Below are 22,967 nucleotides of genomic sequence, written 5' to 3'. Positions count from 1 at the left end.
ATGGTCTGGCAACAAGTCTACGATCCCTTCGGTAATACGGTGCTGTCGACGCTCCTAGCGGCGGTTCCGGTGGTGGTGATGCTGGCGTCCCTCGCGTTCTTTCATGTCAAGGCGCATCTGGCGGCGTTGTATGCCCTGGCCTCGGCGTTGCTCATTGCGATTTTCGCCTTCGGCATGCCCGCCAGCATGGCCGGGTCTGCGGCGCTTTATGGCGCCGCCAACGGGTTGCTGCCCATTGGCTGGATTGTCCTCAACATCATTTTCCTGCACCGGCTGACCACCGAGAACGGCTCATTCAAGGTCCTGCAGGACTCCCTCGCACGCATCACCGATGACCGACGCCTGCAATTGCTGCTGATCGCCTTTTGCTTCGGTGCGTTCTTCGAAGGCGCGGCGGGCTTCGGCACGCCAGTGGCGGTGACCGGCGCGATTCTGATCGGGCTGGGCTTCTCGCCCCTGGCCGCCTCGGGCCTGGCGCTGATCGCCAACACCGCGCCCGTGGCGTTCGGTGCCCTGGGCACGCCCATCATCACCCTGGCCAAAGTCACCGGGCTGGATGAGATGGAGCTGTCGATGATGGTCGGGCGGCAGTTGCCGTTTTTTTCGGTGCTGGTGCCGTTCTGGTTGATCTGGGCCTTCGCCGGGTGGCGCAAGATGCTGGAAGTCTGGCCGGCGATCCTGGTGGCCGGTGTCAGTTTCGCCATCCCGCAGTTCCTGGTGTCGAACTACCATGGGCCAATGCTGGTGGACGTGATTGCCGCGCTGATTTCCATGGCTTGCCTCGCCGGGTTCCTCAAAGTCTGGAAGCCGGCCACGGTGCACACTTCGGCGGCGCTGTCGGGCCGGCACGATGACTCGAAAATCGAAGCGAGCGAGCAACAGCAACCGGTCGCAAGCGGCGCTTTCGCCAGCGACAACCGCCCCGCCGTGCTACGGGCCTGGATGCCATGGATCATCCTCACGGTATTCGTGTTCGCCTGGGGCACCCAAGGCTTCAAGAACATTTTCGACACCCGCCCGGCCATCGACCCGCAGACCCAATCGGCCAAGCTCGATCCCCAGGGCAAACCGATGCGCGAGGCCAACCCGATCTTCTCGCCCCTGGTGACCTTCGGCACCATCCATCAGCAGATCGAGAAGGTCCCGCCCGTGGTGCCCCAGCCTAAAACCGAAGAAGCGGTCTACAAGTTCAACTGGTTCACCGCCACCGGCAGCGGCATCTTCCTGGCGGCGATTCTCGGTGGCTTGCTGATGGGCTATTCCATCCCGCAACTGCTGCATCACTACCTGCGAACGCTCTGGGTGGTGCGCTACTCGCTGATCACCATCGTGGCGATGTTGGCCCTGGGGTTTCTCACGCGCTACTCAGGCCTGGACGCAACCATGGGCCTGGCCTTCGCCGCCACGGGCATTTTCTACCCCATGTTCGGCACCCTGCTGGGCTGGCTCGGCGTGGCACTGACCGGCTCGGACACTGCCTCCAACGTGCTGTTCGGCGGCTTGCAACGGGTGACAGCGGAGCAGCTGGGGCTCAGCCCTGTGCTGATGGCGGCGGCCAACAGTTCCGGCGGGGTCATGGGCAAGATGGTCGACGCCCAATCGATCGTGGTCGCCTCCACCGCGACCCGTTGGTACGGTCACGAAGGCGAGATCCTGCGCTACGTGTTTTTCCACTCGGTGGTGCTGGCGATTCTGGTGGGCGGGCTGGTGACGTTGCAGGCGTATGTGGCGCCGTTCACGCATATGGTCGTCGGCGGACATTGATAGATAGGGACGTGAGGATGTGCTTTTGTGGCGAGGGAGCTTGCTCCCGCTCGGTTGCGCAGCGACCGAAAAAAACGGGGCCGCTGCGCGCCCCAGCGGGAGCAAGCTCCCTCGCCACAGGTAAGCGCCTTTACAACCGGCGCTCACCTACTTTAAAGCAGGGTGTTACTGAACGTTTTTCAGCTTGACCACATCACCGGACACCGAGGTGGTGTAGCCGGTCAGGACCCAGGCCCAGAACCAGTTTTCCTGGACTTGGGTGTTGATCATGGCGTCGCCGCCCTTGGCCTTGATCGCTGCGGTCTGGGCACGCACGAAACGGTTGTTCTGGCGGATCGGGATCACGCCGAACAGCAGCAGGCCGGTGGCCTTGGCTTCGCTGTGGCCGACAACGGTGTATTGGCTGCTGTCGTATTGCTGGGTTTTCATCGCGGTACCGGTGCAACCCGCCAGGGCCAGGCCGAACAGTGCGCAGGCGACAACTTTGCTGATGTGGTTCATTGAATACTCCATGAGAAAACGCCCGGGATCCGTCTCTCGGGCGGCGCGTACTCTAACCGATCAGCAACAAATTGACACACGATAATCCGCCCAATTCAGCGCCTGGAAGGCTCATCGCAGAGCCATCCGTCAGTTGCGTCTCCAGCGAAGCAGGCCCTCGTCGATAACATGAAAACTGCGCCACGGAAGGCAGTTCTTGCCTTGACGGCCGATAGGTAACGGCCGGTCCCGTTGGAGGGTTTTATCATGATTGACGTGACTGTCTGGAGCGTAACCCTGCCGGTGCAAACGCCGGCGCAGGTCGTGGCGACCAAAGCCATGCCGACCTTGAAGAACAAGTATTTCGACAATAACGGCCAGAGGATCATCTTCTGGGCGCCCGTCACCGGCTCCCATACCGGTAACAGCAAATACCCGCGTTCCGAACTGCGGGAAACCAGCAGGGACGGGAAACACCGCAACTGGCGCTACAACAGCGGCACCAACACCCTCAAGGGCGAGTTGTCGGTGAACCAGGTGCCTTCCGAAGGCCGTGTGGTGGTGGCGCAGATTCACGCCAAGGATGCGCCGACGCCCTTGTTGAAACTGGTGTACCGCTACGAAAAGGGCATCGGCAATATCGACGTGGAATACCGGATCAAACCCAAGGACAAGAAGAGCCCGGTGATCTATACCGTGACCAAGGTGCCATTGAACAAATCCTTCTCGTACACGCTGCAAATGGACAAGCAAGGCCAGCTCTCGGTACTGATCGGCAAGAGCGGCAAACAGGTGAAGCTGGACAAGTCCTGGCAGGGCTACAACTTCTATTTCAAGGCCGGCGTCTACACCTTGGACAACAAAGGCTATTCCAATGAAGGCGGGAAAGTGACCTACACCAAGCTGAGCGTCAGTCACAAATGACTGACGCCCAGGGCTGTTTCAGGCCTTTGACGGCGCAACGAGCGCCTGCTGGCCACGGAAGGTAAACAGAAAGCAGACCAGCACCAGCAGCGCGAAACCGGCCGGGAACAGCCAGATGCTCTGCCAGTCATGACCGCCAGCCACGACAAAGTAATCGGTCACCTGCCCCGCCACCCAGAAGCCGATCAGCATGCCCACACCGTAGGTCGCCAGGGTAATCAGGCCCTGGGCCGAGCTGCGAAAGCGCTCCGGTGCCTTGGCGTCGGTGTAGATCTGCCCCGAGACAAAAAAGAAGTCGTAGCAGATACCGTGCAAGGCAATGCCGGTGAACAGCATGAACGCCAGGTCGCCGTTATTGCCGTAGGCGAACAACAGGTAGCGCAACGCCCACGCCAGCATGCCCACCAACAGTGCCAGCTTGATGCCGAAACGCTGGATGAACAGCGGCAACAGCAGCATGAACAACACTTCGGACACCTGCCCGATGGCCATCTTCGCCGTGGGGTTGGTCATCCCGGTTTCGGCCAGGAACGGGTTGGCATTCTGGTAATAGAACGCCAAGGGAATGCAGATCAGGATCGAGGCGATGAAGAACACCAGGTAGCTGCGATCCTTCAACAGACCCAACGCGTCCAGCCCCAGCAGTTGCCTGACGCCACCTGCGCCGGCCTGTTCCTTGAGCGGCGCCGTGGCCGGCAGCGTAAAGCTGTAGAGTCCCAGGACCAGGGACGCGATGGCCGCCATCAGGAAGGTATTGCGCAAGCCGCCTGCCGAGATCGCCTCGCGCGAATCCCAGGCGAACACAAAACTGATCACCACGCCCGCGACGATCCAGCCAATCGTGCCCCACACCCGGATGCGCGAGAACTCCAGCGCCGGGTCGCGCATTTGCCGGAACGCCACGGAATTGACCAGGGCCAGCGTCGGCATGTAGACCACCATGTACGCCAGCACGTACGGGTAGAACACGCTGAAATCCGCCGCCGAATACAGCTGATACAGCAACACCGCGCCGAGCAGGTGCAACACCGCCAGGATCCGTTCGGCATTGAAGTAGCGGTCGGCGATCAGGCCAACGACAAACGGCGCAATGATCGCCCCCCACGACTGCGTGGAAAACGCCATGCCGATCTGCCCGCCGCTGGCGCCCAGCGTGCTGGAAAGAAAAGTCCCCAGGGTGACGAACCAGCCACCCCAGATAAAGAATTGCAGGAACATCATCACGCTGAGGCGTGCGTTCATCGTGGTCATGACAGTCACCGTTTTATTGTTGTTCTTGTGAAAAAAACTCACCGCTTTTGATACAAAAAGACCTCAACTGTGGGAGCAAGGCTTGCCCGCGATGGCCGCGCCGCGGTCTAACCGTTGAACCGCGTTTTCGTTCATCGCGGGCAAGCCTTGCTCCCACAATGGGTTTGCTTGCCATTGGGTTTTGGCCACAGGGTTTTGGGTGGGCGAGTTACCTCAACAGGCCCAACAGCCGCCGGTTGGAATCTTCATCCGCCGTGACACTGGCGAAGTCGTCGAACGCCTTGCGAGTCTTGCTGATCATGTGCCGCTGGATGAACGCCGCCCCTTCTGCGGCGCCCTGTTGCGAATCCTTCAGGCAGCACTCCCATTCCAAAACCGCCCAACCGCTGAAATCGTATTGGGTCAATTTGCTGAAGATCGATTTGAAATCGATCTGGCCATCGCCCAACGAGCGGAACCGACCGGGGCGATCGACCCAGCCCTGGTAACCGCCGTATACCCCGGAACGGGCATCGGGGCGGAACTCGGCGTCCTTGACGTGGAACATGCGGATGCGTGCGTGGTAGCGATCGATGAAACCCAGGTAGTCCATCTGTTGCAGCAGCAGATGGCTGGGATCGTAGAGGATCGCCGCCCGTGGGTGATGATCGACCGCATCGAGGAAGCGCTCGAACGAGGCCCCGTCGTGGAGGTCTTCGCCGGGGTGGATTTCGTAGCACAGGTCCACGCCGGCCGCGTCGAAGCAGTCGAGAATCGGTAACCAGCGCCGGGCCAGTTCGGTGAAACCTTGCTCCACCAGGCCCGCCGGGCGCTGCGGCCAGGGGTAGAGATACGGCCACAGCAGCGCACCGGAAAACGTCGCATGGGCCTTGAGCCCGAGCCGCTGGCTGGCGCGGGCGGCCAGCTTGAGTTGCTCGATCGCCCATTCGGTCCGCGCCTGGGGCTGGCCGCGCAGATGCGCCGGGGCGAAGTCGTCGAACAGCGCGTCGAACGCCGGGTGTACCGCCACCAACTGGCCTTGCAGGTGCGTCGATAACTCGCTGATCTCGACACCGGCCTGGGCACAGGTGGCCTTGAGCTCGTCGCAATAATCCTGGCTCTCGGCGGCCCGGGCCAGGTCGATGTATTGGGTGCCCGACGTCGGCAGTTGAATGGCCTTGTAGCCTTGCGACGCCGCCCACTGGGCGATGTTCGCCAGGGTGTCGAACGGCGCTTCGGCGGACATGAATTGCGCCAGGAAAATCCCTGGGCCACGCAGGCCGCTCGGTGGTATGTCGAGGGTATTCACAATAGGGATGCTCCGGTTTGCACGGCGGTCCATTTCGCCTCGCCACGGTGGTTGAGGATGGCTGCCTCGATGAATGCCATGCCCCGCAAACCGGTCTCGATGCCGGGCACGCCAGGGGCGTCAGGGCCTTCGACATGGTTGCGAATGGCGTGGGCGAAATCGCCGTAGAGGTTGGCCATGGCCTCCAGGTAGCCCTCGGGATGCCCGGCCGGCAGGCGCATGCGCCGCGTCGCCGCCGCGCACAGCCACGGCTGGCCGACACCGCTGCGCAAGATGCGCAGGGGTTGGTCAAAGGCGCGATGGATCAGGCTCGCCGGCTCTTCCTGGCGCCACTCCAGGGCACCCTTGTCACCGTAGACGCGAATCTTCAGCGGGTTCTCTTCGCCGGTGCAGACCTGGCTTGCGATCAACGCGCCGCTGGCACCGCTCCCCATCTTGAACAGCATCGCGGCATCGTCATCCAATTGCCGGCCCGGGATGTGCGTACCCAAGGCGGCGCATAGCTGTTGGATAGGCTGGTCCGCGACGAACTCGGCCAAGGAAAACGCGTGGGTGCCAATGTCGCCGATGCAACCGCCCAGGCCGGACTGGCCGGGGTCGTCGCGCCACTCGGCCTGTTTATTGCCCTGGGCGGAGACATCCTGGCTGAGCCAGCCTTGGGGGTACTCGACCAGGACTTTGCGTACCTGGCCGATCTCGCCTGAACGCACCATCTCCCGGGCCTGCCACACCATGGGATAACCCAGGTAGGTGTGGGCCAGGCCGTAGAGGCAACGGCTGCCTTGCAGCACTTCCCTGAGGGCCAGCAACTCCTTGAGGTCCAGCGCGGCGGGTTTCTCGCTGAACACATGGAAACCGGCTTTCAAGGCCTGGCTGGCGATAGGCGCATGGAGGTGATTGGGCGTGACGATCACCAGCAGTTCCATGCGTTGATCCAGCGGCAGCAGCGCTTCGGTGTCGAGCATCTGCTGCCAATCGTGGTAGCAGCGCGACGCCGTCAGGCCCAGGGCCGCGCCGGTCTGCCGGGTGTTGTGCGGGTCGCGGCTGAAGGCGCCGCACACAAGTTCGAAACCGCCGTCCAGGCCCGCGGCCTGACGGTGGGCCTGGCCGATGAAAGCGCCCTCTCCACCGCCAACGAAGCCCATTCTTATTTTCGGTGCTACAGGATTCATCGCGATTGTCTTCCTGTCAGGATGATGATGTAACCGGTTACATCATGGCGGAAATCTAGGCTCAGTTTTCCTGCGTGTCAAACCCGATGAGGCCATGCATGAACATTTGTGAGGCGCTCAACCTGCGGTAAGCTCCCCAACCGTAGCCCCTGCCCCCCGAGGTGATTTTGTCCAACATTCGTGAAGTGGCCCGGCTGGCCGGTGTTTCGGTGGCCACGGTGTCCAGAACCCTGAAATCGCCCGAACGGGTGCTTCCCGAGACGCGGGACAAGGTCAACGCGGCGGTGGAACAGGCCGGCTATCGGCCCAACCTGATGGCGGTGCAATTTCGCTCCCGGCGCACCGGCAACCTGGTGATCCTGGTACCGACCATCGCCAATACGTTTTTCGCCCGGGTCATCAGCGGCGCGCAGCAGGCCGCGCAGGCGGCGGGCTATCGATTGCTGCTGTGCGACACCCAGGGCCGCGCGCAGATCGAGCGGGAATTCGCCGCGCTGGTCTACGCCCACCAGGCCGACGGGGTGATCCAGCTACGCGCCAGCGATCCTTTCGAATCGATGCCCGCAGGCGCCGAAAGCCTGCCGCTGGTCAACGCCTGCGAAGTGGTCAAGAGCGCCCCCTACCCGACCATCAGCCTCGACAACCGCGCCGCCGCCCAGGCCATGACCGAGCACCTGATCGGCCTCGGCCACCGCCGCATCGGCATCATCAAGGGCCCCCGCAGCAGTCCCTTGACCCTGGACCGCGTGGCCGGCTACCAGGATGCCCTGCGCCAGGCCGGTATCGACGTCGATCCAAGCCTGATCTGCCATGGCGACTTCACCTTGAAGGCCGGCGATGATGGCGCCGGCGCGATGCTGGAGCGAGCCGACCGTCCCAGCGCGCTGTTCTGTGAAAACGACGAGATGGCCATCGGCGCGCTCAGGCGCATCAAGCAGATGGGCCTGCGGGTGCCCGAGGATATTTCCCTGGTGGGTTTTGACGACATCCCGTTCGCCGCCTATTGCGACCCACCCCTGACCACCATTTCGCAGCCTGCCGAAGCGTTTGGGCAAAAAGCGGTGGAGATGCTGATTGCCTTGATCGAGAAGAAGCCGATTGCCGAACGGCATGTGGTGTTGCCGTTTGAGTTGACGGTGCGTGGCAGTACGGCGCCCCTTGCATAACCAGGAACCTGTGGCGAGGGGATTTATCCCCTCGCCACAAAACCTCCTGACCACGGCTTTACTCGCCATCACTCACGTTTGAACTACAGTGGAAGAACTCTGCATAGAGCCATAACAAGACGGAGAGGTCCCCCATGCGAGTCAACAAGCGCTTCACCCTCCTGGCCGCCGCGGCAGCCTTGGCGGTCACGACTGCGGCCCAGGCAGCCCCGGTGTATATCAACATCCTGACAGGAGGCACCAGCGGCGTTTATTACCCTATCGGGGTGGGGCTTTCACAGATCTACAGCAACGGTATCAAGGACGCCAAGACATCGGTGCAGGCCACCAAGGCCTCGGTGGAGAACCTGAATCTGCTGCAGGCCGGGCGCGGGGAGCTGGCCCTGGCCCTGGGCGATTCGGTGGCGGACGCCAAGAACGGCGTGGAAGACGCCGGTTTCAAGGCGCCGCTGACCAAACTTCGCGCCATTGCCGGCGCCTACCCCAATTACATCCAGATCGTCGCCAGCCAGGAGTCCGGCATCAAGACCCTGGCCGACCTCAAGGGCAAGACCGTTTCCGTCGGTGCGGCGAAATCCGGCACCGAACTCAATGCCCGGGCTATCTTCAAGGCCGCGGGGCTGACCTACCAGGACATGAAGGTCCAGTACCTGCCATTCGCCGAGTCGGTGGACTTGATCAAGAACCGCCAACTGGATGCCACGCTCCAGTCCTCCGGCCTGGGGATGGCGGCCATTCGTGACCTGGCCTCGACCATGGCGCTGAGCTATGTGTCGGTGCCCACCGATGTGGTGGAGAAAATCGGCAACACGGCCTACCTGAGCGCAATGATTCCAGCCAATACCTACGACGGCCAGACCGACGCCGTACCGACCGTGGCCATCACCAACATTCTGGTCACCCACGAGGATGTCCCGGATGAGGTGGCGTACCAGATGACCAAGCTGCTCTTCGAAAACCTCACTCGCTTGGGTACTTCCCATTCGGCGGCCAAGGACATCACCCTGAAAAACGCTGCGAAAAACCTGCCGATCGCACTCCACCCCGGTGCCGAGCGCTACTACAAGGAAGTAGGCGCGCTGTAGCCCCCTGCGCGTCAACGGTGCTCAGTGCCGTTGACGCGTCATGGTTTCGCCCCTTGAATGTGAACAGAAGGCAGGCACCTCATGAGTGAAGACCAGCACGGCATCGCCACGGACCCGCGGGACTGGCCCAAGACACTGTTTTACGTGGCCTTGCTGTTTTCAGTGTTTCAGATCGTCACCGCCGCGTTTTCTCCGGTCTCCAGCATCGTGCTGCGGGCGTTGCATGTCGGCTTCCTGCTGTGGGTGGTGTTCCTCAGCTACCCGGCCTATGGCAGGCAGCGTCCCTGGCAACCCCTGGCCTGGGTCCTGAGCCTGGGGGGCGTGGCGACGGCCGTCTATCAGTGGGTGTTCGAGGCCGATCTGATCCAGCGTTCTGGCGACCTGACCACCGCCGATATGATCATCGGCGTGGTGCTGATCGTGCTGGTCTTCGAAGCCGCGCGGCGGGTAATGGGCATCGCCTTGCCGATCATTTGCGGCATATTCCTGGCCTATGGCCTGTTCGGCGAATATCTGCCGGGGGACTTGGCTCATCGTGGCTATGGTGTCGATCAAATCATCAACCAACTATCGTTCGGCACCGAAGGGCTGTACGGCACGCCAACCTACGTGTCGGCCACGTATATCTTCCTGTTCATCCTGTTCGGCTCTTTCCTGGAAAAGGCCGGCATGATCAAGCTGTTCACCGATTTCGCCATGGGTTTATTCGGCCATAAGCTGGGCGGTCCCGCCAAGGTGTCAGTGGTGTCATCGGCGTTGATGGGCACCATCACCGGCTCGGGCATCGCCAACGTGGTCACCACCGGGCAATTCACCATCCCGCTGATGAAGCGCTTCGGCTACAAGGCCGCGTTTGCCGGTGGTGTGGAGGCGACTTCCAGCATGGGCAGCCAGATTATGCCGCCAGTGATGGGCGCGGTGGCCTTCATCATGGCCGAAACCATCAATGTGCCGTTCGTTGAAATCGCCAAGGCGGCGTTGATACCCGCGTGCTTGTACTTCGGCTCGGTGTTCTGGATGGTTCACCTGGAAGCCAAGCGCTCCGACCTCAAGGGCTTGCCCAAGGACCAGTGCCCCAGCGCCTGGGGTGCGGTCAAGGAGAGCTGGTTCCTGCTGATCCCGCTCGGGGTGTTGGTCTACCTGTTGTTTTCCGGACGCACACCGCTGTTTTCCGGCATGGTGGGCCTGGCCTTGACGGCCATCGTGATTCTCGGCTCGGCGATCATTCTCAAGGTCTCGAACTACGCTTTGCGCTGTGCCTTCTGGATCGCGCTGGGGCTGCTGTGCGTCGGTTTTTTCCGACTGGGCATCGGTGTCGTGTTTGCGGTGATCGGCGTGTTGGTGGTGGCCTGCTGGTTCATGCAAGGCACGCGGGAAACCCTCGTCATCTGCCTGCATGCCCTGGTGGACGGCGCGCGTCACGCCGTTCCGGTGGGGATCGCCTGCGCCTTGGTGGGCAGCATCATCGCGGTGGTCTCGCTGACCGGCGTGGCCTCCACCTTCGCCGGTTACATCCTCGCCATCGGCAGGGACAACCTGTTGCTGTCACTGATCCTTACCATGCTCACCTGCCTGGTACTGGGCATGGGCATCCCGACCATTCCCAACTACATCATCACCAGCTCGATCGCCGCGCCCGCCCTGCTGGAACTGGGCGTGCCGCTGATCGTGTCGCACATGTTCGTGTTCTACTTCGGCATCCTGGCCGACCTGACGCCGCCGGTGGCGCTGGCCTGTTTCGCCGCCGCGCCCATTGCCCGGGAAAGTGGCCTGAAGATCAGCTTCTGGGCGGTACGCATCGCCCTCGCCGGCTTCGTCATTCCGTTCATGACGGTCTATAACCCGGCACTGATGCTCCAGGGCGACAACCTGTGGATGACCGCGTACATGCTGATCAAGACGTTGTTGGCCGTCGGGCTTTGGGGGATGGCATCCACCGGTTACCTGCAACAGAAAATGCCGATTTGGGAACGCCTGCTGTGCTTTGCCGCTGGCGCGTTGCTGGTGGTAGCCCTGCCATTGACCGACGAGATTGGCTTCGTACTGGGTGGGTTGCTGATTTTCCAGCACGTCTGGCGCTCGCGACGTGCCGGGCGGGCCTTGGCGTGATCGGTTTGTGCCTGGGCCTGTCCGGCGTGGTCTGGGCCCAGCTTCCCGTTGCCGACTTCACGCTGGCATGGAACCACACCATCGAAAAGATCCGCTGGGAGGAAGACTATCGCGTCAGCGAACAGGGCCTGGTGCTGGGTGAAGCCAGGGTCAAAGGCAATGGCGCGGGCATGGAGATTCCCGACAATGCCCGGCTGGAAAATGGCAGCTGGCACTATCAACGCCAGGTGCCGCCCCTGCAACCGCTGAAACTGGGCCGCACGCCGCAGGCTGGCGACTACCAGTTGTGTTTTGGTGGCGGTTGTCGGGCGATGAGTCATTGGCTGGGGCCGCCTACGGCACGTCAACCGACGGTGGAGCTGTGGAGTTGCGGATAATCCCGGGGCCAGAACATTTGTGGCGAGGGAGCTTGCTCCCGCTGGGTCGCGAAGCGGCCCCGAATGAAGCTGACTGAATCAACCAGACACACCGCACTGCCTGGTTGAGGGGCTGCTGCGCAGCCCAGCGGGAGCAAGCTCCCTCGCCACAAAGTCCGTCAACGCCTAGGGTAAGTGTTTCACTCAGGCAAACGTCGCCCCCCGGGTATTTACGAACAGCGAATACAACGAGTGGCTGCCGGCCATGAACAACCGATTGCCTTCCCGGCCGCCGAAGCAGACGTTGGGGCAGCGCTCCGGCAGGGAGATGTGCCCGATGGCCTTGCCTTCAGGGTTGAACACCCGCACGCCGTCGAGTTTTTCCAGGTCGGCCTTGGGGTCGCCATTGCCACCCCAACCGCACCAGAGGTTGCCGCTTTCATCGCATTTGATCCCATCGATCGCCGCGTAATCCAGGCCTTCGATGTGCTTGCGCCGCTCGCCCAGCGTGCCGTCGGCCTTGACAGTGATTGCCCAGATCAAGCGGTTGGGCTTGGCCCGGCCTTCGACCACGTAGAGAGTTTTCTCGTCCGGGGAAAAACACAGCCCGTTCGGCCCCGCCAGGTCATCGATCACCCGAGTGACCTTGCCGTTTTCACCGTCGATGCGATACACGGCGTGGGGCTGGACAGGCGTGACTTTGTGCCCCTCGTAGTTGTTGCCGGTCTGGAACGGTGGGTCGGTGAACCAGACCGAACCGTCCCGCTTGCAGACGATGTCATTGGGCGAGTTGAAAGGCTTGCCCTCGAAACTGTCCGCCAGCACGGTGAGGGTGCCGTTGTGCTCGGTGCGGGTGATGCGTCGGCCTTCGCTGGCGGTGGTGGAGCCTTCGCACACCAGCAACCGGCCTTGGCGATCGCGGCACATGCCGTTGGAGAAATTGGAATTTTCGCGGTACACCGACAGGCTGCCGGTGATTTCATCCCAGCGCACGATACGGTTGTTGGGAATGTCGCTGACCAGCAGGTAACGACCGTCACCGACCCACACCGGCCCTTCTGCCCAACGCAAACCGGTGGCGAGTTTCTCCACGCTGGCGTTGAAGATGCGCAAGTCCATGAAGCTGGGGTCAAGGATATTGATCAGCGGGTCCGGGTAACGCTGGCTCAAGGGTTCGGCCTGGGCGAGCCCTGGCAGGTTGCCAAGAGCGGCGGCAGCGGCCGAGACCACCAGGGACTTCTTCAGGAAGATCCGGCGGCCCTGATCGGCGGCGGTTGCAGATTGCGAAGCATCCATCGTGCGTCTCCGTTAATTATTATTGGACGGGACGACAGTTTTACTACGTGATAAGACATCGTACAAGCATGCAAATCTGCTCTTGCGGACAGTCGATCAGGCCGTGGTCAGCGGTATACGAACGGTAAAGGTCGTGCCGACTTGCGCCTCCGAGTGAACCTTGATGGTGCCCTGATGGGCCGATACGATCGCCGAAGCGATGTGCAGGCCCAGTCCGAGCCCAGCCGTGGAACCGTACTGCATTTCACCGCTGCACAGACTTCGGACCATTGGGTTGAAGATGTTGGCAATGGCCTCTTTCTCGATAGGCTTGCCCTGGTTGTTGATCGCGATCACGGCCATATCCTTTTCCACGCTCAACGAAACAGTCACCGGCGTGCCTTCGGCACCATGCTGGACGGCGTTGCCAATCAGGTTGGCAAATACCTGCTCCATGCGGGCCGGATCAAACAGCGCATCCAGGGCACCGGTCGTTTCAAAGCGGATTTCGCTTTCCGGATGATAGGCCCGCGCCTCCTCCACCATGCCTTCGCAGGCGGCCACCAGATCGCCGTTGAAACGCTGCACCGGAATGCCCGAGCCGAGTTGGGTACGGGTGAAATCCAGCAGATCGCCCACGATCTTGTTGGCCCGCTTGACGCTGGTGTAGATGCGCGAAGTGATCTTGGTGGCCTTGGCGGGCAGGTCCCCCGCCCGCAGCAGCACTTCGGAACTCAGCAGGATCGCGCCCAAGGGACTGCGCAGGTCATGCCCCAGAATCCCGAGAAAGATGTTGCGCGACGCATCCACCGCCCCCGAGTAACTGACGACGGACTCGGCCAAGGCCTGGTCCACGGCCTCGTTGAATCGAATCAGATCGTCCATGACCTGCTTGTTATCCAACTGCGTGTGCGGCATCCAGAGCATGAGCACGCTAGTGCGCAGGGCCCGGTATTCGGAAACCATTTGCTCCACGGTAAAACCCGAGGACTGGCGGATGACCGCATGGGTTTCGGCGGCGGTTTCGGCATCAACCGGCGGGGCTTCGCCATGGGACTTGGCAATCGCCTCCTTGCGCGTTTGCGAGGTGCGCAGGTCAGCGGCGATGGTGCGCAGCATCTGCTCGGCATGGTCGCGCAGGGCCACGGAGTCCATGCCAATGGACGCGGGGGTGATGGTTTTGGCGAAGTCTTCCCACGCCTGAAGAATCGGCTCGATATTGTCGAGGATGAAATCGGCCAGGCGCATGGGTTTTTTCCGCAAGAAGGGCGATGCTGTAGACGACACAGCGGCCAGGTTTGTTGTACAGCAAAGCACCGGATAATGTGCGTAATGCTGTTTAGTTTTATTTGGTGTGTATATCCGTTATTTCGGTAACGGCGACTGGCGGTTCCGCTCTTACAGCGGGTCACTTTTGGAGAGCGCCAAAAGTAACCAAAAACGCTCTGCCCCACCACTCGGCACCTCGCCTAGGCTCGGTGTGCCCGAACGAAGGCATTGCTCCGTGGGCCGCCGCGAAGGGCCATCCATGGCCCAGCGCGGCTATCCCGGCATCCATGCCGGGATGCCCACTGCGCAATGCCTGCGTTCGGCCAGCGTGGTTTGACGGGGCGTCGAGATCAAAATCCAAAGCAAAGCAAAGCGAGAGCGCGACACGTCCAGCATCTGTGTAGCTGAACCACCGCCTTCGCGAGCAAGCCCGCTCCCACAGGAGAAACGCGGTCCCACCAAGAACCAGGTCGGCTATCAGGCCGCCTCGCGGTGGACGTTGATCTCAGGCGCCCCGTTAACCACGCTGGCTGAACGAAGGTATTGCGCAGTGGGCAACCCGGCATGGATGCCGGGTTAGCCGCGCTGGGCCATGAATGGCCCTTCGCGGCGGCCCACGGAGCAATGCCTTCGTTCAGGCACACCGAGCCTAGGCGAGGTGCCGAGTGGTGGGGCATGTAGCGTTTTGCTTACTTTTGCGCTTCTCAAAAGTGAGCCGCTGTAAGAGCGGAACCGCCAGCCGCCGTTACCGAAATAACGGATATACACACCAAAGCAAGTAAACACCTAGGCAACCGCACCCATGCACCAGAACCCACAGACCTTCGAACCTCGTCCCTTGCACCCTATGAGGTAAAAACATTACAGTCGTACGACAACCTATAACTAAAACAGCCTATCCGGGGCCTTTTGCCTTGGCGGCCGCCTTAGAGACACCTGCCATGACTCGCCCCATCGCTGCATCTGACACCCCCACACCGTTACCCCGCCACCTCGCAGTGCTCGTCCTGCTGTGCATGGGCTGTGCCTTCGCCGGCAACCACGTCGCCGCCCGGGCCGCGTTCGATGACGGTGCCGGTGTGCTGCTGGCCATCCTGCTGCGCTCGGGCGGGACGCTGCTGGTGCTGGCTGCGATGGTGCTCTGGCAACGACAGAGCCTGCGCCTGCCGCCCGGTGCGTGGCGCTGGCAACTGGCGCTGGGGCTATTGATCGGCGCCCAGAGCCTGTGCCTGTACTCCGCCGTAGCGCGGGTGCCGGTGGCGTTGGCGCTGTTGGTGGGCAACGTGTTTCCGATCTTGCTGGCCTTGCTGACCTGGGCCCTGGGCGGCCCCCGCCCGACGGCGCGCACGGCTGCGTTGATGGGCATGATCCTGGTGGGCCTGGTGTTCGTGCTGGAAGTGCCGGCGCGGTTATCGTCTGGGCAAGGCGTCGGCCCGCAATGGCTGCTGGGGGTGGGTCTGGCCTTTTGTGCTGCCTGCGCCTTTGCCTGCGCGCTATGGATCACCGATCACAAATTGTCCCAGGTGCGCGGCTCGGTCCGCAGCCTGCTGACGATCTTCATCGTCTTCAGCAGCGTCAACCTCGCTGGCTTGACCGGCGCCCTGCCCGGTGGTTTCGACCTGCCGGCCAGCAGCACCGGCTGGTTCGCCCTGGCGACCCTGGTGGTGCTCTACGGCACCGGTTTTACCGTGCTGTTCATTTCCGTACCCCGCCTGGACATGCCGCGCAACGCCCCGGTGATGAACATCGAACCGCTGGCCACGCTGCTGATCGGCTGGCTGGTGCTGGACCAGATGCTCAACCCGGGCCAGGTGATGGGTGGCGCGATTGTAGTGACGGGCATCGTGCTGTTGACTTATCGCAAGGTTGAGCGGGTCAAGGTGCCCATGGCTGAAACGGTGAATTGAACTGACTGACCACTCTTGTGGCGTGCCAGCCCACAGATAGTCTTCGCCTTCCTGAAACTTGTTTCCAAACCGACAGTCCTACCCCAGCCGTGAAAACCCCGCCGATCTGCAGCGACGGGTTTTCCAGCTGATCGGCGCCAAGCCTGGCGCTATGGCAACTCCCCCCTCTTGAGCCGTTCGCCCCATGCGCCACCCTGTTCGCTCTTGCCGTTTCGTTTCGCTGTGCTTGCTTGCCCTGTTTCCTCTATTCGCCAGCCCCGCCCATGCCCGCGGCGAAAGGCAACTGGTGGAGGCCATCAACGATTTCCGTAGCCAGTCGCGCCGTTGTGAATGGCGCACCGTGCGTGCCACGCCGCCGCTGGTGCTGCGTTCAAGCCTGGGCTTGCCGATTGGCTTTCGCGGTGGCCTGCGGGAATCCTTGAAAGACGCCGGCTATCAAGCCCGGGCCGTGCGCAGCATTCGCTTGACCGATGCGCGGGACGCCGAAGAAGCCTTCGACATGTTGGCCGATGAACATTGCGCTGCGCTGCTGGACAACCAGTACGCCGACATCGGCGTCAATCGGGTCGGTGATGAATGGCGCGTGGTGCTGGCGCAGCCCATGGGTGGCACGCGGATGAGCGACGCGGGTGCGACGGACAAGTCGCTGCTGGCCCAGGTCAACGCCGCCAGGGCCAAGCCACGGATGTGCGGGCGCCAGCGCTTCGCGGCGGCCCGGCCGCTGAGCTGGAACGCCGCGCTGGGAACCGCCGCCCAAGGCCACAGCCGGTCGATGGCCCGCGAGAATTATTTCGCCCATCGCGACCCGGACGGTCGCTCCACCTCCGATCGGGCCAAGCGCGCCGGCTTTCGCGGACGTAAGCTGGGCGAGAACATCGCCGCCGGTCAACGCTCGCCGAGCCAGGCCATGCACGATTGGCTCGCCAGCCCGGGGCACTGCGCCAACCTGATGAACCCGATGTTCACCCAGATGGGCGCAGCTTCCGCCAGCGATTCGCGCAGTGATGCGGGGGTGTACTGGACGATGGTGCTGGGTGCGCCGTGAAACACCATCCCCAGCGCTGAGCCATCCGCTGTTGTGGCGAGGGAGCTTGCTCCCGCTGGACTGCGAAGCAGGCCCAAGGCATTGGCGACCGCTTCGCAGTCCAGCGGGAGCAAGCGCCCTCGCCACAAGGGCTACGGCGAATCCGCCAACGCTCACACCGGCCGACGCACCGCCCTCACCTTGCCACTGCCTCCGCCACCACAGAAAAACCGGTCAGCCCCGTCGGACTCCAGCCCCGACACACCAACCCCAGGCGGCATCGTCACGCTTTCCAGCACTTGCGCCGTTTGCGGATCGATACGCCGCAGGTCACTCTCGTCGTTTTCCCAGGTGCCATGCCAAAGCTCTCCATCGACCCAGGTCACGCCCGTGACGAAGCGGTTGGACTCGATGGTGCGCAGAACCCTGCCGTCGGCGGGGTCGATCTGGAGTATCTTGCGCGCCTTGTACTGACCGACCCAGAGCGATCCTTCGGCCCACGCCAGGCCGGAATCATCACCGCTGTTGGGGGCCGGAATCGTCGCCAATACCTGACCGGTGCGTGGATCGATCTTGCGGATGCTGTCACCGGCGATCTGGAATAAGTGCTCACCGTCGAACGCCGTGCCCGCGTTCGCCGGGACATCGAGCGAATGCACGGTCTGGCCGCTGGCGGGATCGAGGGCATGCAACTTGTCGCCTGAAGCGAACCAGACACGCTCGCCATCATGGCTCACGCCGTGTACGCAATCGACGCCGGGGAAAGGACCGTATTCACGCAGGATCTGTGCCTCTGAACGTTTCATCTCACTCGCCTCATCAGTGGGGTGTGACTGCAGCCTAATCCTCGGATGGCAGCGCGGTGAGTAACAATACCGTCGCGAATCCAGGCATCGGTGGCGCCATCCAGCGCCGGGCCCTGGCGCGCCCGAACGACTGCGCCTTACCGGCGGCGGCCAGCGTCTCCAAGGCCCGCTGCACGCTGCGCTGACTGATGTCCAGGGCCAGCGCCAGGGCTGAACTGGACCAGGCCTCACCGTCGGCCAGCAATGCCAGCACCGCTCCATAGGACTCCTCGACCACTCGCGCCAGCACCACAACCTCATCGGCATGTCGCGGCATCAGGGTAAAACCGCGCGGGGTTGCCCTCACGTCAGCCAACGGACGAAGCGTGGCACGCAACCGCCCCATCTCGACCCGCAGCCGGGCGCGATGGGATTCATCCGTCAGTTTCAAGCCGAAGGCCTGGGCCATCAGCGTTTCCCTCTGCACATCGCCAGGCCAGGCTTGCGCCAGTCCTCGCGCCAAGGCGAACAACACCGGGCGCCGGGCAAGGCTGACCTGAATGCCAGCGCCGCTGACCCCATATCGACACGCGTCCACCACCACCGCCGGCCCGGCCAACAGCGCTTGCACCTCTTCCAGCACGAGCAAGCGCTCTTCGCCTCGAGCGATCAGGCGCGCGGCGGGTGCGTGCAGTAGCCGCCAGGCGCTTTCAATTTCGGCGCTCAGCGCGCCGATTCCCGCTTGCCGTGCGGCTTGCCCGGCCCGTTCGAGGGCGGTGCGGGCGGTCTGTGTTTGCAAGCGCCGCATAGCGATTCCCGCGGCTACCAACTCGCAGGCCGCCCGTGATGCCGAGGGCAGGCAGGCAAGATCCAGCTCAACGAGCCTGCGTTCAGCCTCGTCGAGTCGACCGATCAACAGCAGGCGGCGGATTTCGATCGTGTGGGCATGCGCGACGTTCGCCCGATCGCCGTGGGTTTCGAGCACCACCCGCGCGGCATCGAGGCGCTTCATCGGCCAAGCCAGGTCACGGGACGCCAGGGCGATTTCGCCTTCGGCGACCACACAGCGCGCCCGTGCCACCGCCGCCTTGGGCCCGAAGGCCGCACCTGCCCGACGCATCAGGGCCCTGGCCCGAACCAGATCCCCCAACTGCGCCATGGCAATGCCGCGAAGCGCGAGCGCCGGGGCATCGTTGCGCAGCGCGACGCGATTGAGCGCGGCGACGGGGTCCCCCGCTGCCAACGCTCGCGCCGCTGCGGTGATCAAAGGGTCAGTTGTCATCGATCTTGGGGGTCAAAGGCGGATGTCGGCAGCCGGCACCACATCGATCCGCGACACCGCACTGCTCAGCCGTCCCAATCGGTTGTTGTGGTTGGCAATGATCTGCTCGGCCGCCATGCTGCCGTTATCCACGGTGGAGTGAGCATCGGCCGCCAGGACCACGTCGTACCCCAAGGCATGGGCCTGGCGCACGGTGGCGTTGACGCAATAGTCGGTTTGCAGCCCGCAGATCACCAGGCGATCGATGCCGCGGGCCTGCAACAACGGTTGCAGGTCGGTCTGGTAGAAGGCATCGGGGGTGGTCTTGCGCACCCGCAAGTCATCCGCCGCGGTCAACAAGTCGTCGGCCAGTTGCCAGGCGGCAGAACCATAGGTCAGCGAGCCTTCCAACTCTTCGTGCTGGATCAGGATCACCGTCAAGCCGAGGGCCCGGGTTTTGGCCGCCAGGCCGTTGATGGTCTGGATGACGCGCTGGATGTCGAAGCATTCTTCTTCGCCGCTGCACAGTGCGTCCTGGACATCGATGATCAGCAATGCGGTGTTCATGACCTTACCTCTTCAAACGGTATCGGGGCCGCGCAACGAATCAATAACCCAGCGACAACCCGGTGTTGCGACGGGGGTCGTTGGCGCCATAGAAGCGATTCTTGCCCACGGGCTTGCCACCCAATGACGGTGCGCCGACCAGGATCGCGGCGATGTGGTTGGGGTCCTGCGGACCGGCAAACTTGTGTCCCCAGCTCTCCAGCAGCTTCCGGGTATCCGGGCTGGCCGCAAAAGTCTCCAGGTTGGTTTCCTCCGGCATCCACTGCTGATGGAAACGCGGCGCATCGACCGCCTCCTGGAGGTTCATGCCGTAGTCGATCACGTTGAGAATGGTCAGCAATGTCGCGGTGATGATCCGGCTGCCGCCCGGGGTGCCCACCACCATGACCGTCTTGCCGTCCTTGGTGACAATGGTCGGGCTCATGGATGACAACGGCGCCTTGCCCGGCGCGATGGCGTTGGCTTCGCCCTGCACCAGGCCATACATGTTGGGCACGCCGACCTTGGCGGTGAAGTCATCCATTTCATCGTTGAGAATCACCCCGGTCTTGCTCGCCATGACACCGGCACCGAACCAGTCGTTCAGGGTGTAGGTGACCGAAACGGCATTGCCCCACTTATCGACGATGGAGTAATGGGTGGTGTTGCTGCCCTCATGGGGCGCCACGCCGGGCTTGATCTTCTGCGAGTCGCCGGCCTTTTGCGGTTCGATCGCGGCCCGCAGCTTGGCGGCGTAGTTTTTATCCAGCAGATGGTCGATGGGGTTCTTCACGAAGTCCGGGTCACCCAGGTAGCTGTTGCGGTCCACGTAGGCGTGGCGCATGGCTTCGATCTGATAGTGCATGCCCTGGGCCGAATGGAACCCCAGGTCCTTCATCGGATAGCCGTCGAGGATATTCATGATCTGGCACAGCACCACTCCACCGGAACTGGGCGGCGGCGCCGAGATGATGTGATAGCCGCGGTAGTCGCACTCCACCGGAGCCAGTTCGCGGGTCTTGTACTTGTCCAGGTCGGCCTGGGTGATGATGCCTTTGTTGGCCTGGCTGGAGGTGACCAGGGCATCGGCGACCCAGCCTTTGTAGAAACCGTCGGCACCCTTGGCGGAGATTTCCCGCAGGGTCTTGGCGAGGTCTTTTTGCACCAGCTTCTGGCCGACCTGCATGGGCTCGCCGTTGTGCAGGAAGATTGCCCCGGAGTCACGCATGTCCTTCCTGAACACATCGGTGGCGGTTTCCAGCAGATCGACATCGCCCTGCCCCAGGGCAAAGCCTTCCTCGGCGAACTTGATGGCCGGGGCGATCAGTTCCGCCCGGGGTTTGCTGCCGTATTTGCTCAACGCCAGTTCCATGCCGGACACGGTGCCAGGCACGCCTACCGCCAGGTGGCCGCGAGTGCTGAGTTCGGGCACGACGTTGCCGTCCTTATCCAGGTACATGTTGGCCGTGGCGGCCAGAGGGGCTTTTTCTCGGAAATCCAGGAACGTCTTGCGGCCATCGGCCAGTTGCAGGGTCATGAACCCACCCCCGCCCAGGTTACCCGCCGCCGGATACACCACCGCCAGGGCATACCCCACCGCCACCGCCGCATCCACGGCATTGCCGCCGCTCTTGAGCACATCGACACCCACGTGGGTCGCAAGGTGCTGGGCGGTAACCACCATGCCGTTCTCGGCAGCCACTGGCGCCTGGGAGGCGGCCTGGGCATACAAACAGCTGAGGGTCAGGGTGGTGGCAACGAGGGTCCGGGCAAAGGATTCGAACTTCATGAGTCGGCCTCTTCTTGTTTTGAAAAGTCGGGGATCGCATCAAGCAACTAGCTAGTATGGCCCGGTTTGCGTATTGCGCCTGTTTCCCCGCCGACTGGGTGACGCCACGGCAGCCTTTGGGATAGGCTCCTGCGGTTCATCTTGACTGAATAAGGACATCGCCGATGACGCTACGAATCGAACGCACGGATACACCCACCGACCAGGAACGCCAGGCCATCCTCGCGCCGCTACGCGCCTATAACACGGCCCAGACCGGTGGAAGTGCACCTGAACTGGTGGCCTGGCTGGTGCGGGACGAACAGGGCGACATTGTCGGTGGGCTGTATGGTCGAGTGTTTTTTCGCTGGCTGTATATCGAGCTGCTGGTGGTACCGGAACAGGCCCGGGGCCAGGGCACCGGCTCGACCCTGATGCAGATGGCCGAAGAACTGGCCCGGGAGAAAAACTGCGTGGGCATCTGGCTGGACACCTTCGACTTCCAGGCGCCGGAGTTCTACCGCAGGCACGGCTTCACCGAGTGCGGCCAGATTGACGACTACCCCCCGGGCCACCAGCGCTTCTTCTTCCAGAAACGCCTGACGCCTACAGATTGAAACGCAAACCCTGTGGGAGCGAGCCTGCTCGCGATAACCATCTAGCAGTCAACATTTCTGTCGTCTGACCCACCGCCATCGCGAGCAAGCTCGCTCCCACAAGGGGGCCGGATTCACCGCCAATCCTCTGTGGGACCGAGCCTGCTCGCGATCGGTCTATCTGCTTAAAGACACGTCGCCAGCGCCGCCAACCGGCGCTTGGCCACGAAGTCGTCATGCTTGGCGTAATAACTCAACTCGGTGCCCGTCGCACCGGCATGCAAATCGACAAACGATTCGGCAGAGCGGGTGTAGACCGTCGAGCCACCCTTCTTGCCCGGTTGCAGGTAGGCGCCGGCATCGACACCGAACACCGCTTCGTCCTGCCAAGAGAACTGCACGCATTGGGCCACGACCTGTTCGGGTTTGTCCGAGGTCAGGGTCTTGTAAGGGGCCTGGGTCCGGGCCTCGTTCATCGCCGAACCCGCACAGCCGGCCAGCAAGGTTGCGGCCAGGGCCACGGTCAACATTCGCATTGCGTTCACTCATCAAGAAAAAAAAACGGACTGTAGCACTGCGGCCCGGGCCTTCGTGCTGCTTTACTGAAATTTACACGGGACATCAGCCTGCGATTCGCGCACCCTGTCGCGCCATTGCCACCAGCCACGCGGAACACCCCATGACCCCCAACGCCGAATTCTACAAACCCACCGCCGAATACGCCGACAAACTGATCAGCCAGATCGGCCAGACACCATCCTGGATCGCCAAGCGCATTGGCGTCACCGACAAGCGGATTCGCTACATCCTCGACGGCGAACGCACCGTCAAGGGCGAAACCACGCCGATCCAGATGACCTACACCGAACAATTCGCCCTCGAATGCCTGGCGGCTGCGGCCAAGGCCAGCAAGAAGCAGTCTGCATCCCCCAAGGAGTGAC

The 22,967-nt window shown here is 62.6% G+C and carries 21 protein-coding genes; 10 read left to right on the top strand and 11 right to left on the bottom strand.

The features are described from left to right. Nucleotides 1–1,764 (top strand): L-lactate permease, encoded by a 1,764-nt coding sequence (locus Q7F16_RS15050; protein ID WP_079301344.1) that lies wholly within the window; start codon nt 1–3, stop codon nt 1,762–1,764. Nucleotides 1,765–1,929: 165 nt separating this feature from the next. On the opposite strand, the gene Q7F16_RS15045 is transcribed toward Q7F16_RS15050, so the two are convergent. Then, nucleotides 1,930–2,265 (bottom strand): hypothetical protein, encoded by a 336-nt coding sequence (locus Q7F16_RS15045; RefSeq protein ID WP_024618534.1) that lies wholly within the window; start codon nt 2,263–2,265, stop codon nt 1,930–1,932. 246 nt (nt 2,266–2,511) lie between these two features. Here Q7F16_RS15045 and Q7F16_RS15040 point away from each other — a divergent pair, with 246 nt between their 5' ends. Beyond that, nucleotides 2,512–3,168: a polysaccharide lyase family 7 protein gene (locus Q7F16_RS15040; protein WP_046064153.1), complete on the top strand. Its 657-nt coding sequence runs from the start codon at nt 2,512–2,514 to the stop codon at nt 3,166–3,168. A gap of 18 nt (nt 3,169–3,186) precedes the next feature. On the opposite strand, the gene Q7F16_RS15035 is transcribed toward Q7F16_RS15040, so the two are convergent. From Q7F16_RS15035 to Q7F16_RS15025, 3 genes are all read right to left on the bottom strand, one after another. Continuing rightward, the gene (locus Q7F16_RS15035; RefSeq protein ID WP_409557169.1) at nt 3,187–4,419 is read right to left on the bottom strand and encodes a nucleoside permease; all 1,233 of its coding nucleotides are present in this window, start codon (nt 4,417–4,419) and stop codon (nt 3,187–3,189) included. A 208-nt stretch (nt 4,420–4,627) separates the two neighbouring features. After that, nucleotides 4,628–5,740, bottom strand: coding sequence for a sugar phosphate isomerase/epimerase family protein (locus tag Q7F16_RS15030; protein ID WP_409557170.1), 1,113 nt, complete (start codon nt 5,738–5,740; stop codon nt 4,628–4,630). Further along, entirely contained in the window at nt 5,704–6,879 is a 1,176-nt protein-coding gene (locus Q7F16_RS15025) for a Gfo/Idh/MocA family protein (protein ID WP_409557171.1), read from the bottom strand. The genes Q7F16_RS15030 and Q7F16_RS15025 overlap by 37 nt, the downstream gene beginning before the upstream one ends. Nucleotides 6,880–7,046: 167 nt before the next feature. Between Q7F16_RS15025 and Q7F16_RS15020 the strand changes: the two genes are divergently transcribed. From Q7F16_RS15020 to Q7F16_RS15005, 4 genes are all read left to right on the top strand, one after another. Continuing rightward, nucleotides 7,047–8,045: a LacI family DNA-binding transcriptional regulator gene (locus Q7F16_RS15020; RefSeq protein ID WP_409557172.1), complete on the top strand. Its 999-nt coding sequence runs from the start codon at nt 7,047–7,049 to the stop codon at nt 8,043–8,045. A gap of 134 nt (nt 8,046–8,179) precedes the next feature. Continuing rightward, nucleotides 8,180–9,130, top strand: coding sequence for a TAXI family TRAP transporter solute-binding subunit (locus tag Q7F16_RS15015; protein WP_095963573.1), 951 nt, complete (start codon nt 8,180–8,182; stop codon nt 9,128–9,130). Nucleotides 9,131–9,211: 81 nt separating this feature from the next. Beyond that, a complete protein-coding gene (locus tag Q7F16_RS15010) occupies nt 9,212–11,239 on the top strand; it encodes a TRAP transporter permease (RefSeq protein WP_409557173.1) in 2,028 nt (675 codons plus the stop codon). Continuing rightward, nucleotides 11,236–11,616, top strand: coding sequence for a DUF1850 domain-containing protein (locus Q7F16_RS15005; RefSeq protein ID WP_409557174.1), 381 nt, complete (start codon nt 11,236–11,238; stop codon nt 11,614–11,616). The genes Q7F16_RS15010 and Q7F16_RS15005 overlap by 4 nt, the downstream gene beginning before the upstream one ends. A gap of 183 nt (nt 11,617–11,799) precedes the next feature. On the opposite strand, the gene Q7F16_RS15000 is transcribed toward Q7F16_RS15005, so the two are convergent. Further along, nucleotides 11,800–12,891: an SMP-30/gluconolactonase/LRE family protein gene (locus Q7F16_RS15000; protein WP_046064146.1), complete on the bottom strand. Its 1,092-nt coding sequence runs from the start codon at nt 12,889–12,891 to the stop codon at nt 11,800–11,802. A gap of 96 nt (nt 12,892–12,987) precedes the next feature. Beyond that, on the bottom strand, nt 12,988–14,118 hold the full coding sequence (locus tag Q7F16_RS14995) for a sensor histidine kinase (protein ID WP_095974823.1): 1,131 nt from the start codon (nt 14,116–14,118) through the stop codon (nt 12,988–12,990). A 962-nt stretch (nt 14,119–15,080) separates the two neighbouring features. Between Q7F16_RS14995 and Q7F16_RS14990 the strand changes: the two genes are divergently transcribed. Beyond that, nucleotides 15,081–16,046, top strand: coding sequence for an EamA family transporter (locus Q7F16_RS14990; protein ID WP_409557175.1), 966 nt, complete (start codon nt 15,081–15,083; stop codon nt 16,044–16,046). Nucleotides 16,047–16,230: 184 nt separating this feature from the next. After that, nucleotides 16,231–17,091 (top strand): CAP domain-containing protein, encoded by an 861-nt coding sequence (locus tag Q7F16_RS14985; protein ID WP_046064143.1) that lies wholly within the window; start codon nt 16,231–16,233, stop codon nt 17,089–17,091. A gap of 152 nt (nt 17,092–17,243) precedes the next feature. On the opposite strand, the gene Q7F16_RS14980 is transcribed toward Q7F16_RS14985, so the two are convergent. The 4 genes from Q7F16_RS14980 to ggt are packed head-to-tail and all read right to left on the bottom strand — an operon-like array spanning nt 17,244 to nt 21,451. Continuing rightward, nucleotides 17,244–17,876, bottom strand: a complete 633-nt coding sequence (locus Q7F16_RS14980) for a Vgb family protein (RefSeq protein WP_046064142.1) — start codon at nt 17,874–17,876, stop codon at nt 17,244–17,246. Nucleotides 17,877–17,910: 34 nt separating this feature from the next. Beyond that, on the bottom strand, nt 17,911–19,137 hold the full coding sequence (locus tag Q7F16_RS14975; RefSeq protein ID WP_409557176.1) for a helix-turn-helix domain-containing protein: 1,227 nt from the start codon (nt 19,135–19,137) through the stop codon (nt 17,911–17,913). A 12-nt stretch (nt 19,138–19,149) separates the two neighbouring features. Beyond that, entirely contained in the window at nt 19,150–19,683 is a 534-nt protein-coding gene (locus tag Q7F16_RS14970) for a cysteine hydrolase family protein (protein ID WP_186649818.1), read from the bottom strand. A 40-nt stretch (nt 19,684–19,723) separates the two neighbouring features. Continuing rightward, complete coding sequence (ggt, locus tag Q7F16_RS14965; RefSeq protein WP_046064139.1) at nt 19,724–21,451, bottom strand: gamma-glutamyltransferase; 1,728 nt, start codon at nt 21,449–21,451, stop codon at nt 19,724–19,726. Between the two features lie 164 nt (nt 21,452–21,615). On the opposite strand from ggt, the gene Q7F16_RS14960 reads away from it, so the two are divergent. Further along, entirely contained in the window at nt 21,616–22,047 is a 432-nt protein-coding gene (locus Q7F16_RS14960) for a GNAT family N-acetyltransferase (RefSeq protein ID WP_013693698.1), read from the top strand. Between the two features lie 164 nt (nt 22,048–22,211). Here Q7F16_RS14960 and Q7F16_RS14955 read toward each other — a convergent pair whose 3' ends face one another. Further along, the gene (locus tag Q7F16_RS14955) at nt 22,212–22,562 is read right to left on the bottom strand and encodes a hypothetical protein (RefSeq protein WP_013693699.1); all 351 of its coding nucleotides are present in this window, start codon (nt 22,560–22,562) and stop codon (nt 22,212–22,214) included. 143 nt (nt 22,563–22,705) lie between these two features. Between Q7F16_RS14955 and Q7F16_RS14950 the strand changes: the two genes are divergently transcribed. Then, nucleotides 22,706–22,966 (top strand): hypothetical protein, encoded by a 261-nt coding sequence (locus Q7F16_RS14950; RefSeq protein ID WP_014337702.1) that lies wholly within the window; start codon nt 22,706–22,708, stop codon nt 22,964–22,966. The last annotated feature ends 1 nt before the right edge of the window (nt 22,967 follow it).

This window comes from Pseudomonas sp. Lb2C2 (genome assembly GCF_052112205.1).
GTDB lineage: Bacteria > Pseudomonadota > Gammaproteobacteria > Pseudomonadales > Pseudomonadaceae > Aquipseudomonas > Aquipseudomonas kilonensis.
Note: the sequence above shows the minus strand (reverse complement) of the source record. Positions and strands in the feature narration are given on the sequence as shown.